Here is a 14,395-nt window from a genome sequence, read left to right on the forward strand (position 1 = left end):
GATAATTCTATTATTTTCGCAAAATTATTTATAAAAATTTGAAACTATGTAAAAAATATAATGAAAAAATGTAAAAACAAGACTCTCTCCCCTCCTATTTATATCATTCAGCCTTTTCTATTTTATCTAAACTGAAAAATCCTCCCACTTAAACTTCATGTTTTTCCAGAAAAAAGACATCCTAAAGATGACAGCGATGTATCCAAATTCCAAGTTGTTATGAAGAATACTGCTCCACCTATGACTGAAGGGAGACTTAGTAATGAAGCTGTATCAAGTCAGAAAAGGGCAATTTGTTTACTATAACAATGAGTTACACAAGGTGTATGGAGTAAAACCAATGTATAAACTCTCCGTTCATCTGATCAAGTTAAGGGATTCAACACAGCATATAACCAATGCAGCGAGTGTGGAAAAATACATTCCAAGGGAAAATGACAGCTTTATTTATAATCATAAGGTATATACGCTTCGGAATAACCAAAAACCAGTAGCGGGAGATTTGATTTTCATTAACAATCCGGACCCCGATACCCTGGACCACTATTCCTTAAATGAAATTGAAGTGGTGGAAACGGTTGATAAAAAAGGGGTCATTACAAGCGATTTGGATGGGATCAAGCATACCGAATATTTATTGATGGTACCTGGACGTGCTCCTGACAGTCATCCGATCGATTATAAAGACATGATAAATATGGAGGAAAACATTGATGACGTCGGCCCGCAAATTGTTCATCCATACGGTGAGTTATCCACGCAGTTGGGTGACATATATAAAAAGAAGGATAATGATGTGTTAATCGAAGCGATGGTGGTGGCGATCAAAGGACAAACCATTTATCTTGGCGGCGGTTTAGAGGTGCCGCATGAAGAGTTGATGGATACGGATACGTGGGAATTTCAATACAATCCGTTTAATAACTAGCATTAGTATTTTTCCAGTACCAGGAGGTTTCCATGGATAAAATTAAAGAAAATAGTGTCTTCATTATCTCTCTATTACTGACCCTCATATTTATTGTCTGGGGTGTTTTTTTCACAGAGAATCTTACCAAAGTCACCAACGCCGTTTATAATAGCTCCATTGATTACCTTGGCTGGGTTTATCTAGGTACTACCCTATTCTTCGTCTTTTTTTCGATATACTTATTGCTCTCAAGATATGGAAATATCCGACTCGGCAGAAAAACCGACACGCCTGATTTCTCCACTCCTTCCTGGCTGGCCATGCTGTTTGGTGCGGGTATGGGTGTAGGGATTGTATACTGGAGTGTTGCCGAACCGGTAACCCATTATACAGCTCCTCCGTACGGAAAAGCTTATACCATTGATGCAGCGAACACCGCAATGAAATATACATTTTTCCATTGGGGCCTGCACCCATGGGCAATCTACACGGTTATTGGTTTAGCCCTTGCTTTTTTTCAATATAATAAACGGCTTCCTGCTGCGATCAGTTCCGCGTTCCATCCCATTTTGGGCGACAGGATTTATGGACCGATAGGCAAAACGATTGATATTCTGTCCATTTTTGCCACAGTCTTCGGGATTGCCACCTCTTTGGGGCTTGGGGCTATGCAGGTCACTGCAGGTATGCATGACATATTCGGAATTCCTAATACGTTATTGATTCAGCTTATTGTCATTGTGGTCGCAACAATCCTTTTTATTATTTCCCTTAATACAGGCTTGGAAAAAGGAATAAAGTATTTATCCAACTCAGCCATCATCTTTTCAGTGGCGATTCTTGTACTGATTATGATTGTCGGTCCGGCGTTAACGGTTATTAAAGTGTTTTTCAATACAACAGGACTGTATCTAAGTGACTTTTTACATATGAGTTTACGGATAAGTCCTTTTGGAAAAGGGGAGAAATGGATTGCTTCCTGGACCTTGTTTTACTGGGCTTGGTGGATTGCCTGGGCACCATTCGTCGGCATGTTCATTGCCCGGGTTTCAAGAGGGCGGACAATAAAGGAGTTTGTGGTTGGAGTATTGATTGTTCCCACACTGGGAACCTGTCTTTGGATGTCCGTGTTTGGAGGTTCAGCACTGGACATTGTTCAGGATCCCGGAAACCGTGATTTGGCAAAACATATCGCCGACAATATAAACTTGTCCATATTTATATTCTTCGACCACCTTCCATTAAGCTCCCTATTAAGTATTTTAGGTTTTGCCGTGATCGCTATTTATTATATTACTGTTGCTGACACTGCGACCTTTGTCTTAGGGATGCTAAGTGAAGGCGGAACGCTAAATCCTTCTAACAAAATAAAAATGACATGGGGTATCATCCAGTCAGCCTTATCGGCCGTTTTGCTAATTGCCGGTGGCTTGGAGGTATTGCAGACCGCTTCCATCGCCGCTGCACTCCCATTTGCCATTATCATGCTCGCTATGTGCTACTCATTACTAACAGGCCTAAAAAAGGAAGTTGAATTACAAAGAGGCAATAAACGAAGCACGCAACACTATTAATTTTTTAATAAAAAACCTTCCTGATTGTGTAATTGATCAGGAAGGTTTTTGTGTAAGTAACATAAGCGGAGATTTTCCGGTTAAATGCAAAATGGGGCTCGTTTCGGGGTAAATAAGGGAAGTTTTTCCGACTATGCAGTGCAAAATCCCCCATTTTCAAGTTTTTCGAGTAAATAAGCGGAATTTCTCCGTCTATTTATGCTATTTTTAATCATAATTACTAATTAAGCGGAATTTTTCCGTTTATTTGTCTGATCGGGTGCTTAACATGATTCCCCAACCGATAAAAGCGGGTCCTCTTGCGGATTGAACCTAGCGTATTCCCACGAATCGTTTATGCTCCTTAATCACCAACTGAATAAATTTTTCCCTCTCCCATTCACTACTTTTAAGAATCTTAACATTTTCAGGCTTTTTCAAAAAACGTTTTACTTTGTTGTTGTGCCAAATGATGTAATTATAGCGAACATCTTTATCCAAATCGGCAAACCATTCTTCTTCCTTTAATTCATTGATATTTTTTTCAAGCTTTGACTTCGGAGTAGGAATCATTGCCTCTATTAGAGCGCCAATCAAATCAATTATAAAATCAGCTATCAACATTTCCACTACTCCTGTCATGAAGAAGAATTCGTTTTGCAATTAAATGATAGTATGGCAATGGTTGAAAGTAAATATTTTGGAGGACCATTCCCTATATTTGGGAAGGTTTTTCTTTCCTTTTGTAGAATCAATTAAACTCCGGGTGTTATTAAAGGGGGAATATAGATTGATCACAACGACTGATGACAGCGCGAGGACGGAGCATTCCTCCATGTCTAAAAAGTTAATTTTATTAATGTCGCTTGCCTGTGGGATGGCGGTGGCAAATCTTTATTATAATCAACCGCTCCTTGCCGACATGGGGCGAAGCTTTCATGCGACTGCCCACCAAGTCTCAAACATCGCCATGTTTACACAGATTGGATATGCTGTTGGGATGTTTATATTCGTCCCAATGGGAGATATGAAGGAACGCCGGCTGTTGATTGCCGGTTTATTGATTGCCGTTACGATTTCCCTTATAGGGATTGCCACTGCGCAAAACCTTCTCTGGATAAACCTTGCGAGTTTTGCAGTGGGAGTGACCACGGTAGTACCACAAATCATCCTTCCCCTTGCAGCACAATTGGCCGCCCCCGTGGAAAGAGGAAAAGTGATAGGCAATATCATGGGTGGGTTATTCATCGGGATTCTATTAGCAAGAACCGTCTCTGGACTGATCGGAGGAAGCCTTGGCTGGCGCACCATGTACTGGATCGCTGCGGCAATGATGTTGGCTTTAGCAATCATATTGCAGACATTTCTTCCCAAGAGCTATCCAGAATCGCGTTTATCCTTTGCCGGACTTTATAAATCCATTGGGCATTTAATTGTGACCCAGCCGGTTTTAAGAGAAGCCTCATTAATCGGTGCAATGCTGTTCGGCAGTTTTAGCATATTTTGGACATCCCTCTCGTTTTTTCTTGAAGGGGAGCCCTATCATTATGGCAGTGAAGTCGCAGGATTATTTGGCTTAATAGGAATAGTAGGCGTAATGGGTGCACCAATCGTCGGCCGTTTGGCAGACCGATTCAATGCCAAAACAATGGTTGGCCTGTTAATTGGGATTTGCCTATTTTCCTATCTATTCTTCGGTTTTTTGGGAACCTCCTTATGGGCATTATTTGTCGGAGTGGTTCTGTTAGATTTAGGTGTCCAGGGTGCCCAAGTCTCCAATCAAACCAGAATCTACAGTTTAATCCCAGAGGCACGGAGTCGGTTAAATACCGTGTACATGGTTAGTTATTTTCTCGGCGGTTCGCTTGGTTCAACACTTAGCGGCTATGCATGGAGCTGGTGGAAATGGCAAGGAGTTTGTGTGACAGGGGGCATTATGATCGTTATTGCACTAATCATCTGGGCCGCACATCGGACAAAAACTTAAATTAGAAAAGCTTAATGTAAACGACGTTAACCTAACAGCGTTTATATTAAGCTTTTTTCATTCATTTAATAGTTTGTTAATTAGAATTTTGTAAATTGTTAAAAAATTAACTTGTAATCTCTTACCAGATTTGATACGATTACGAACATAAAAAAATTATTCAACAATACTATTGGTATGACAATATTACTATTTTAATATTGCTCACCTATGATCAAACAGGAGGTTTCTACATGGGCAAAAAATTCATGAAATCATTACTAATTATACTTCCGTTACTTTCGCAATTAGTGGTACTGCCTTTGGCCAATCGAATCGATCCCATTATTTTAGGACTGCCTTTTCTTCAATTTTGGTTATTTTTATGGATCGTCTTAACACCCTTATGCACTTTAGGGATCTATCAACTTGATAAATCAGAAGGGAGTCTTGACTAATGCAACAAGGAAATTTGACAGCTTTGTTAATCACCGCATTCATTGTCTTAACCGTTGTTCTAATTGGATTTATAGCAGGACGTAATAAATCGTCGCGAAGCTCAGTAGAGGAATGGTCGGTTGGCGGCAGGCGCTTTGGAGGATTGCTGGTTTGGTTTTTAGTCGGCGCAGATTTATATACGGCTTATACCTTTTTAGGCCTGACTAGTACAGCTTATTCTGGAGGAAGTCTTGCCTTCTTTGCGATTCCTTATTGTATCATCGCTTACTTTGTTTCCTATTTCTATCTTCCTAAACTATGGAAGGTAGCAAATAAATTCAAGCTGACCACACTAGCGGATTATGCGCGAGAGCGTTTTGACAGTAAGCTCCTCTCTTCGATCATCGCTATTACCGGCGTATTGATGCTCATCCCGTATATTGATTTGCAGTTAGCCGGGATCCAAGATACGCTTCAAGTGGCTGGAACGGGCTTCATCAATGTTAAAGTAGTCGTGATTACATCCTTCCTGCTTGTTGCCCTGTTTACGTTCTTTAGCGGAATCAAAGGACCGACCTATACAGCCATCATTAAAGATGTACTCGTCTGGGCGATTATGTTATTCCTTGTGGTTTCTCTGCCGATTATTCATTTTGGCGGCTGGAGTCCAATGATTGATACCCTTGTAAAAGAATCGCCGCAGCTGCTGACGATTCCAACTTCCGGTCCAAAAGGAATCCCATGGTTCATCACCGCCTCACTTGTTTCAGCCTTGGCCTTATTTATGTGGGCTCACGGAGCAACTGGCGTATTTACCGCAAAAAGTGCGGATGCTGTTCGAAAAAATGCGATGTTCCTGCCTTTATACAATGTAGTCTTAATCTTGGTCATTTTTCTAGGCTTTGTCGCTTACCATGTCTTGCCTGCGGGAAGCGATCCGCGCTTTGCCTTTTTAAATCTGATTCAAGTTTCATACGGCGGGATCGGACAAGGGCTGGCCTATTCAACGATCGCCTTAGCATCGTTAATCCCTTGCTCGATTATGGCCATCGGTGCGTCCAACTTATTTGCCAACAACATCTACCGTGATTTAATTAATCCAAACGTAAAGGGTGCTAAATTAACACTTGTCACACGTTCGATGGTATTCGTTGTCATTGGTCTTGCTTTATTATTCGGCCTGTTATTCCCTACTGCCCTCGTATCATTACAGCTTTTAGGGGTGTCCGGAATGGTGCAAATTTTCCCAGCCATTGTTGTGAGCTTATTCTGGAAAAATCAAACGAGAGAAGCTACAACGATTGGATTGCTCGTCGGATTGGCCACAACTTTTACCGTTTACGCAACAAACAGCGCACATGGAATTTATGAAGGATTTTGGGGATTATCAGCAAACTTACTAACGATTGTTATTTTGAATCCATTCTTTGCCGCTAAAGCAAAGCATCAAACCAATTCGATAAAAGAGTTTTTGTTTAATCGATCAAAGTTTGTCCAAATAAATCATCGAAAAGGTGCATAACCAAATAAAAAAACACCGTTGGGTCTATAGTCCAAACGGTGTTTTTTGCCTGGTTGAAAGATTAATTTGAGTACTCATCCAGAAGTTTTTTTATGGATTGGTTTACTTCCTCTATATTCGCATTGTTCACTTTCTCATTATTTATTTCATATTTCTTTTTTAGCTCCAAAATTCTACTGACACTTTCATTTATTCTTTGTTCCGTAATTTCCCCTTTTTGGACAGCGCTTTTTAAAGAAGAAATGGCTTCCACTGCATTGTTATAACCATGTCCAACTAAAATAATATCACTGCCGGCCTTAACTGATTCGACTGCGGCTCTGCCAATCGAATAATGGTCGATAATCGCCCCCATGGTCATGTCATCCGTGATGACAACACCGCTATAGTCCAGCTGTTGCCTCAAGATCCCTGTTATTATATTTTTGGACATAGATGATGGAAAATCAGCATCCAGTTTTGGCAATAAGATATGGGCCACCATAACAACATCCGCACCGCTATTGATTGCCTTCTCAAACGGGATTAATTCGAGCTCTTTTAGCTGTTGCAGGCTTTTATTGACAATGGGCAGCTCCAGATGGGAGTCAACAGACGTATCTCCATGTCCTGGAAAATGCTTAATGGTAGGGATAATGTGTTGCGATTGTATTCCTTTAAAAGTTTGAATACCAAGCTTACTCACAATTTCAGCATTATTCCCGTATGAACGATCCCCTATCACCGGGTTATTTGGATTGCTGTTGATGTCCAGCACAGGAGCAAAATCAAGATTGAAACCAAATTCCTTTAACTCCTTCCCTAACATCGTCCCCACCTGATAGGAAAACTGAGAATTATTAATGGCCCCAATTTCTTTATTGGTTGGAAAATTAATCAATCCACCAGGGAGCCTGGTCACACGCCCGCCTTCTTGATCCACTCCCAAGAGAAGCGGCACCTTCTGGCCATTTTCAGACTTCACTTGATTCAATAGCTGCACCGTTTGTGATGGGTTGATTAAATTGTCTTTGTAAAAAATAATCCCGCCCACCTTGTATTTCGTTAATAAACTCTTTGTATTGGAATCCACGGTGGTGCCAGCTATACCTGCGAAGATCAATTGCCCAATTTTCTCATCTAAACTCAAGTCAGCTATGGTCTTTTGCTGGTCCGGTGGAGTAGATTGCTCGGCTTGATTTTTAACTTGTGTAAAGACGGATATATGGTCCACTTTTGGATTTGGCTCCTGATCGGTTGGTTTTGGTAAGATCCACTTTAACTCTGTTAAAGGGGTAACCTGATAAACAAGAATAATTTGGTCTTGTGTTTCATCTTTATAGTAGCGAATCTGATCAGGTTCGCCGCCTGCCTTCTTGATGTCATTTTGCCGGATTTTTTGTAATTCAGGATCATATGATCGGATATCCGAGACAATCTCACCTGTGTATCCTATAACGATATTTCGATTTTTATATTCTTCGTATCTACCACTTTCAGTGTCTGTTGTTTGGTCGGGTTCTCCCCATTTATTTTGTACTTCCTGCTTCTTAGCCTTCCCCGAAACGAAAGGGATACCGACCACTTTTCCTTCCTTCGCGAAGGAAAAAAGGTCATTAATATAGTCATGCAGCTTCTGATTATTATTTTCACCTAATTCTGGTGGAGTATTGGGTGAAGGTTCAACGACTGGTTGAGAGTTCTCCGTTGGGTTCTGCTTCCCTTCCCTGTCCTTATCCATAACATAAAAAACTACAACTAGAATAATAAAGAGCGATAGGGTGGACAAAATAAGTGGTTTCAAGATGGACTTTTTACGTTTTGACATAATAGAATCCCTTTCTTTGGCAAACTCACCATTTATATATTGCAAGTTTTACGCAATGTCTTGTTTATCCATTATACCTAAATGGAGCGTTAAAAACTTGCTGTAACATACAAATATGATTCATACCTCTGTATATTACAGCTTTTTAATGAATCCAGAAACCATGTTTTTATGATATAGAATGCCAGTGAATGAAGGAATCTAACTCCCTTTTTAATGGCTGGTAAAAAGTATGGACTATCCTAGTAAAAATGTTTTATGGTATGATGTTTTAATTGTTTACTGCCATGTTTCACATATACATTCATCAAAGAAAAGAGGTATTTATGAACTCTACTGAATTATCCAAGCGACATTGGTTGCTCATCTTTACACTTTCTTTATTAACATTTGTTCTTGGGACAAGCGAATTTGTTATCGTCGGGATCTTAACCGATATTTCCTCAGGTCTTCATATAGCGAATGAAAAAGCAGGAACACTCGTTTCTGCTTTTGCCATTACATTTGCCATTGCTACACCGCTCGTGATGAGCGCAACAAGTCATTTTCCTAAGCGTAAATGGATGTTGTTTTTAATAGGCTCGTTCATCATCCTGAATGCTTTGTGTGTGTTTTCGACGAGCTACATCATGCTTCTTGTACTTCGGATGATGACGGCGATTGTAACAGGTGTTTTAATCTCCCTTGCCATGATTGTTGCCAGTGAAGCCATTCCAAGCGCCAAACGAGGACTTGCTATATCATTTGTTTTCGGTGGTTTTACTCTTGCAAACGTGATTGGAGTACCAATTGGCACTGCGATCGCTGAATGGTACAACTGGAATGCAACTTTCCTGTTAACGACTTTTCTTGGTGGAATTGCGTTTTTGGCATCTTTCTTCGTTTTGCCTAATAAGCTCAGTCAATTTCGCAGTTCAATGCGTGATCAATTTTCTTTGTTGACACACCCACGAATCTTAATGGCGTTTTTCATTCCATCTTTAGGATTTGGAGCGACCTATGCCGTTTATACGTATCTTGTTCCGATCCTGAATGGAATGGAAGCACCGAGTAATTCCATCAGTTTGATATTATTTGGCTACGGATTCATTTCGATTTTCAGCAACATACTCGCTGGAAAAATTGCTAGCAACAATGCGATCGGGCGTCTTCGCATTGTTTTCCTTTTGCAAGCAATTGTTCTAATCAGCTTATATTGGACTACAAATAATTTATTCTATGGATTGATTAACATTGGCTTGATGTCTTTAATGGCCATCCTTTTAACCACATCTACCCAGCTTTATTTGATTGACCTTGCAGGTATTTATCAACCAAAAGCGACAGGACTCGCTGCTTCACTAATGCCAGTCGCTAGCAATATCGGTATTGCCCTGGGGTCCGCAGCAGGCGGAATGGTTTACCATCAAGGCAATTTGATGAGTGTGACATGGGTCGGCGGATTGATTGCAATACTTGCAAGTCTTCTAACTTTGCTAAGCCATCACTTGGACCAAAAACAAACAAAAACCGCATAATAAAAGAAGAAAGAAGTATCAAGAACCTTGAAGTGTTCTTTGATACTTCTTTCAAATGCCTCAAAACCAATACCTTTAAAAACAATCGGTTATAACTCAATCGTTTTTTCAAAAATAAATACAGATACAGCCATATCCTCTTCAATCTTTGCATCCGAAAATAAATGAAGCAGTTTTGAACCTACGATCTCCTCCATTCCCTCAGGTATTTTTTGCTTATATATCTCCCGAATCATTTCGGTTCGGGCACTATGAATTACTTTTTTACCCTCTTGAGATTGTGCAATAAATTTTTCTGTCGGAGTTAGAATACCATACATGGTTGTGATAGCCATATTATCCACAAAGTGAGTAAAAATTCGCTCCGGTCCCTTTCCAAAAATCTCTTTCCGCATTTTCCGTACAATATCATTAAACGCTGTTTCCTTTTTCCCCATGTCTCTCCTCCTAACAACTCGATACTATACAACAAAGTCTACAAAAAATTCAACCAGTCCTAAATTTGTCTTGCTTTTCTGGTTGAGGGGAGTATAATCAATGCCGTTGGACAAAATTTAGACAAATTTTACTGATGGAGCCCTAATAAAACTTTTTGTTAGAACTCTATTTATTATTTCCAATGGAATGATTTATTAGTAGGCAATGCTAATTGATTACTCCACCACAAACTGTCGTCTGATGAGACGATTTCTTGTGGTGGAGTTTTTTGTATAAAAATGGAAAAAATATTTTTCTTTCTTGCAAAGTATTTTCCAAAGTTCGTATTTTCGTCTAAAGAGATTAGGAAAATAAATTATTTATATCAGGAGGTTTTTAAAGGAATGTCTTGGATCGTCCTTCATTTTATCGGAATTATTTCATATGCAGCAAGCGGGGCTTTTGTAGCCCTTGAAGCAGAATATTCCTTTGTGGGGGTTTACGCATTGGGTTTAACCACAGCCTTTGGGGGAGGGATCGTACGAAATTTGATTATCGGTGTCCCTATTTCAGAGCTTTGGGACCATTCCATCATTTTAACAGTTTTAATAACGCTGACATTCATCGTATTATTGCCGCTAAAGTGGATTAATCATTGGAAGCGGTGGAGTTTATTTTTTGATTCCATTGGTCTTGCTTCCTTTGCTCTTCAAGGAGCAATGTCAGCCCAAAAGGTTTTTTCTAATGATTTGGGCGTAATGGTCTTGGCTTCGATGTTTACCGGCGTTGGAGGGGGGATGATTCGTGACATCATCGCCGCCCGAAAACCCCTTGCTTTAAAGGAAGAAATCCATGCAATTTTAACGATTTTATGTGCCATATGTATTTGGCTGGGTTGGAACACCCCCATTCAGTTGACCCTGATTGTCCTTATTGTTATGGCGTTACGCATGTCTGCTATTCGCTATCAGTGGCGGCTCCACCTGCCCTGCAATCATAAAAAGGGCAGGAAAACACAGATACGTATTTTATCAGAAAATTCTTTTAGGTCGGAGGATTTTACTATCCCTAAAAATTAGGGCCTATATAAATCTAGCTCCCGATTGATGCTACATCTATACATTCAAAAAAACCTACAAAGAACAAGCCTTTGTAGGTTAGATGGAGATCATATTAGTTTTTTTAACTAATCTTATACCGCTTTTGTATCAATCTCTCCCTCTAGTTGTACTGATGTTCTAGTAAATGCACTGACCGCGAACATGAACACAATGTTAATGACAAGGGCCGCGATACCCACATCGAGATCTTTTATATACGAAGGGGCCTTCGGAAAGAACGTCGCCATCGTCGAACTAGTTAGGGTGACATAAGCTACCATGATCACACCGGATATAATCCCTGCAGCTGCGCCTGTTTTAGTAACGGGGTTTTTCTTCCATAAACTTAAAAACAGTGGTGGGAATAATTGCAGTACAAAGCTGTAAGCCATGATCAGTAAGGCAATAATACTGTTTCCGCCGAAAAAAGTGAAAAATAAGGCGATTAAAGCCACGATAGGGACACACATACGTGTATAGCGTCCAATTTGCTCGTCGGTGGTATTCGGTTTAATCGATTTATAAATATTTTTCGTTAAGATCGTCGCTGCCGTGAGTAATAACATCGAACACGGGACCAATGCTGTTAAGATACCAGCTGCTCCTATGACTCCGACCACCCAAGGATCGAATGTTGCTTTAGCGATTTTAAAGAGGGATAAATCTGTATCCGCTCCTTGTAAATTTGGAATTTGTAAAAGGGCCGTGAAGCCAATGAATAAAATGAATACCAATATGATTTGGTACAGCGGCAAAATGGCTGCATTCTGTCGCAATGTTCTTTCATTTTTCGATGATAAACTGGCACCGAAGCATTGAGGCCACATATATTGTCCCAATCCGATCGTTAAACAGGTTGAAATATACCAGGATATACTTAAGCCCTCGTCAGGCATTAATAAGAACTCCGGCTTTGCCGCATCCAATGTTTCAAACATCGGTTGAATGCCGCCATAATAATGATATGGTAGATAGAAACCTAAAAATAGAATAACACCAAGAAGGAGAATGTCTTTTAAAATGGCCGTTGAGGCTGAACCGTGAATACCGGACAATGACACAAAAATCGTGACGGCAACTACCCCAATACATACAGCTAAATTCGGTGAAATTGCACCGTAGGAAGCCTCTGACACAATGATTTTAAGACCTTTTAACTGTAATACGATATAAGGAATCATTGAAACGACCCCGACGATAGCGACTAATAACCCGAGTGGTTTACTATCATACTTCTTTGCAAAAAAGTCAGACTGGGTAATCACTCGATGCTTTTTGGCATAACGCCAAATCGGAGGCAAAATCCAGAACGGCACAATATAACAGAAGGCGTTAAAGATATAGATGATGGGGCCGCCCATTCGGTAAGTTCCGCCTGTTCCTCCGAGAAATACATACGTTGTAAAAATTTCACCAGCCATTAACACGAACATGACGATTGGACCAAAATTACGGCCGCCTACAGCCCATTCTTCGAGTTGTTGTCCTTTGCGGGCACGAATCCCTAAATAGAAAGCCAGAAGAAAAGTACCGATGAGAATGATAATCGAGCTAATCATTTAGTTTCCTCCTGTTTATCTAATAAAATATTAGTAATCAATAAAAATACTGAAGTTAAAACTAGCCAGGCAGTCGCCCAAAAAACAATGAAGGGTAACCCAAATATGTAAGGCTCGATCCGGTTTACGACCGTGAACGCACCAATGATAGGAATGATTGCAAGGATCCAAATTACAACTTTCACTCAGAAATTCCCCCTCACGAAGTTTAGTATGAATTTTCAGACTTTATTTTTTTTGCTTATTCCGAATTCTAATAGAGTAGAGTATAGACTAGTAAAAAACAAGTGATTTTCGCATCAAATTTGAAAACGCTTTACATTTTGGTTCTGTTAAACTGGTCTGTTGATTTCCGTTCCAGGCACTTCAATCAACAGAGTGCCAAAATCAGCATTAACGTTTAACACTGCCTACATTTAAAAAAAATATATAACGGGTATTACATAAAAGGCCGGTTGAGACCTTTTATGCAATAGATCATACCTTAGATGAATCTATCAGCTATTCACCTTTTGGGAATCAACGAAAGATTCTATCAAATCTACGACACGGTTTCCTACATCAGCAGTTGAAGAAGTGCCATTCATATCCGGTGTCAAAACCTCATTTTCTACTAGAAGTTGTTCGATGGCATCCAACACGAGTTTTCCGTATGCTTCATAGCCGAAAAAGTCGAGCATTTGGCTGGCGGACCAAATAGCTGCCAGCGGATTGGCAATTTGCTGTCCAGCAATATCCGGAGCAGATCCGTGAATCGGCTCAAACATAGATGGAAAGTTTCTTTCCGGATTGATATTCGCTCCAGCAGCGAGTCCGATTCCTCCAGCAATGGCCGCTCCCAAATCCGTTAAAATATCCCCGAACAAGTTCGAAGTTACAACGACTTCAAAGCGTTTTGGATCTTTAATCATCAGCATCGCCGCTGCGTCGACAAGATATGAAGCCGTTTTGACTTCCGGATAATCTGCGCTCACTTCTTCAAATACCTGATCCCAAAATACCATCGAATAATTAAGGGCGTTTGCTTTAGAAATGCTCGTCAGTGACCTGCCTTCTTTTTTCGCTGTTTCAAACGCGTAACGAATGATTCGCTCCGTGCCTTTACGGGAAAAGACACCGTTTTGCATAACGACCTCGTGTTCCTGCCCTTTAAACAGCCAATCACCTGCGCCTGAATACTCCCCTTCCGTATTTTCACGAATGAACAGCATATCGATGTCCTCGCGTTTCACATCGACAAGTGGTAAGTGCGCCCCTTTTAGCAGGGTTACCGGCCGAATGTTCACATATTGATCGAAGCTTTTTCGGATTTTTAACAATAGATCCCACAGTGAAATATGGTCGGGGACGCCGGGAAACCCGACGGCTCCCAAATAAATCGCATCAAACTCTTTCAACTGCTCGATCCCATCATCATCCATCATTTTTCCATTTTTCGCGTAAAATTCACAGCCCCATGGAAAGTACGTGAAATCCAATTGAAAACCGGAATCAAGTGCTGCCACTTTGTTTAATACTTTGACCCCTTCATTAATGACCTCAGGGCCAATGCCGTCTCCGGCGATAACTGCAATTTTATAGTGCTTCACAATGATCTCCCTCGTTT

13 protein-coding genes are annotated in these 14,395 nt (G+C 40.4%); 7 read left to right on the forward strand and 6 right to left on the reverse strand.

Features of this window, described 5'->3' with window-relative positions; genetic code table 11:
- The first annotated feature begins 262 nt into the window (after positions 1-262).
- Both M3610_RS20740 and M3610_RS20745 read left to right on the forward strand, forming a co-directional pair.
- Positions 263-928 (forward strand): hypothetical protein, encoded by a 666-nt coding sequence (locus tag M3610_RS20740; protein WP_251462120.1) that lies wholly within the window; start codon positions 263-265, stop codon positions 926-928.
- 32 nt (positions 929-960) lie between these two features.
- Positions 961-2,484: a glycine betaine uptake BCCT transporter gene (locus M3610_RS20745; protein ID WP_251462123.1), complete on the forward strand. Its 1,524-nt coding sequence runs from the start codon at positions 961-963 to the stop codon at positions 2,482-2,484.
- 312 nt (positions 2,485-2,796) lie between these two features.
- Here M3610_RS20745 and M3610_RS20750 read toward each other — a convergent pair whose 3' ends face one another.
- Positions 2,797-3,087: a hypothetical protein gene (locus M3610_RS20750; protein WP_251462126.1), complete on the reverse strand. Its 291-nt coding sequence runs from the start codon at positions 3,085-3,087 to the stop codon at positions 2,797-2,799.
- 166 nt (positions 3,088-3,253) lie between these two features.
- Between M3610_RS20750 and M3610_RS20755 the strand changes: the two genes are divergently transcribed.
- The 3 genes from M3610_RS20755 to M3610_RS20765 all read left to right on the forward strand — a co-directional run bounded on the left by M3610_RS20755 (position 3,254) and on the right by M3610_RS20765 (position 6,389).
- Complete coding sequence (locus M3610_RS20755) at positions 3,254-4,450, forward strand: MFS transporter (protein WP_251462129.1); 1,197 nt, start codon at positions 3,254-3,256, stop codon at positions 4,448-4,450.
- A gap of 233 nt (positions 4,451-4,683) precedes the next feature.
- On the forward strand, positions 4,684-4,887 hold the full coding sequence (locus M3610_RS20760; RefSeq protein ID WP_098573872.1) for a DUF3311 domain-containing protein: 204 nt from the start codon (positions 4,684-4,686) through the stop codon (positions 4,885-4,887).
- On the forward strand, positions 4,887-6,389 hold the full coding sequence (locus M3610_RS20765; RefSeq protein ID WP_098573870.1) for a sodium:solute symporter family protein: 1,503 nt from the start codon (positions 4,887-4,889) through the stop codon (positions 6,387-6,389). Before M3610_RS20760 ends, M3610_RS20765 begins: the two co-directional genes overlap by 1 nt.
- Positions 6,390-6,450: 61 nt before the next feature.
- Here M3610_RS20765 and nagZ read toward each other — a convergent pair whose 3' ends face one another.
- Positions 6,451-8,196 carry a beta-N-acetylhexosaminidase gene (gene nagZ / locus M3610_RS20770; RefSeq protein WP_098573868.1) on the reverse strand — a complete coding sequence of 582 codons (1,746 nt, stop codon included), beginning with the start codon at positions 8,194-8,196 and terminating at the stop codon, positions 6,451-6,453.
- A gap of 326 nt (positions 8,197-8,522) precedes the next feature.
- Here nagZ and M3610_RS20775 point away from each other — a divergent pair, with 326 nt between their 5' ends.
- Complete coding sequence (locus M3610_RS20775) at positions 8,523-9,713, forward strand: MFS transporter (protein ID WP_251462132.1); 1,191 nt, start codon at positions 8,523-8,525, stop codon at positions 9,711-9,713.
- A gap of 89 nt (positions 9,714-9,802) precedes the next feature.
- On the opposite strand, the gene M3610_RS20780 is transcribed toward M3610_RS20775, so the two are convergent.
- The gene (locus M3610_RS20780) at positions 9,803-10,150 is read right to left on the reverse strand and encodes a Na-translocating system protein MpsC family protein (protein WP_251462135.1); all 348 of its coding nucleotides are present in this window, start codon (positions 10,148-10,150) and stop codon (positions 9,803-9,805) included.
- 384 nt (positions 10,151-10,534) lie between these two features.
- Here M3610_RS20780 and M3610_RS20785 point away from each other — a divergent pair, with 384 nt between their 5' ends.
- Entirely contained in the window at positions 10,535-11,209 is a 675-nt protein-coding gene (locus M3610_RS20785) for a trimeric intracellular cation channel family protein (RefSeq protein WP_251462150.1), read from the forward strand.
- 113 nt (positions 11,210-11,322) lie between these two features.
- Here the strand turns inward: M3610_RS20785 and M3610_RS20790 are convergent, their stop codons facing one another.
- From M3610_RS20790 to M3610_RS20800, 3 genes are all read right to left on the reverse strand, one after another.
- A complete protein-coding gene (locus M3610_RS20790; protein WP_396953665.1) occupies positions 11,323-12,786 on the reverse strand; it encodes a sodium:solute symporter family protein in 1,464 nt (487 codons plus the stop codon).
- Positions 12,786-12,974, reverse strand: coding sequence for a DUF3311 domain-containing protein (locus M3610_RS20795; protein ID WP_251462155.1), 189 nt, complete (start codon positions 12,972-12,974; stop codon positions 12,786-12,788). The genes M3610_RS20790 and M3610_RS20795 overlap by 1 nt, the downstream gene beginning before the upstream one ends.
- A gap of 312 nt (positions 12,975-13,286) precedes the next feature.
- Positions 13,287-14,378 (reverse strand): tartrate dehydrogenase, encoded by a 1,092-nt coding sequence (locus M3610_RS20800; protein ID WP_311315845.1) that lies wholly within the window; start codon positions 14,376-14,378, stop codon positions 13,287-13,289.
- Between the last annotated feature and the right edge of the window lie 17 nt (positions 14,379-14,395).

The sequence above is a fragment of the Neobacillus sp. MER 74 genome (genome assembly GCF_023714155.1).

Coding starts and splice junctions, on each gene's coding strand:
- M3610_RS20765 (WP_098573870.1), top strand. CDS start 4,887: ATGCAACAAGGAAATTTGACAGCTTTGTTAATCACCGCATTCATTGTC.
- M3610_RS20750 (WP_251462126.1), bottom strand. CDS start 3,087: ATGTTGATAGCTGATTTTATAATTGATTTGATTGGCGCTCTAATAGAG.
- M3610_RS20740 (WP_251462120.1), top strand. CDS start 263: ATGAAGCTGTATCAAGTCAGAAAAGGGCAATTTGTTTACTATAACAAT.
- M3610_RS20785 (WP_251462150.1), top strand. CDS start 10,535: ATGTCTTGGATCGTCCTTCATTTTATCGGAATTATTTCATATGCAGCA.
- M3610_RS20780 (WP_251462135.1), bottom strand. CDS start 10,150: ATGGGGAAAAAGGAAACAGCGTTTAATGATATTGTACGGAAAATGCGG.
- M3610_RS20745 (WP_251462123.1), top strand. CDS start 961: ATGGATAAAATTAAAGAAAATAGTGTCTTCATTATCTCTCTATTACTG.
- M3610_RS20775 (WP_251462132.1), top strand. CDS start 8,523: ATGAACTCTACTGAATTATCCAAGCGACATTGGTTGCTCATCTTTACA.
- nagZ (WP_098573868.1), bottom strand. CDS start 8,196: ATGTCAAAACGTAAAAAGTCCATCTTGAAACCACTTATTTTGTCCACC.
- M3610_RS20760 (WP_098573872.1), top strand. CDS start 4,684: ATGGGCAAAAAATTCATGAAATCATTACTAATTATACTTCCGTTACTT.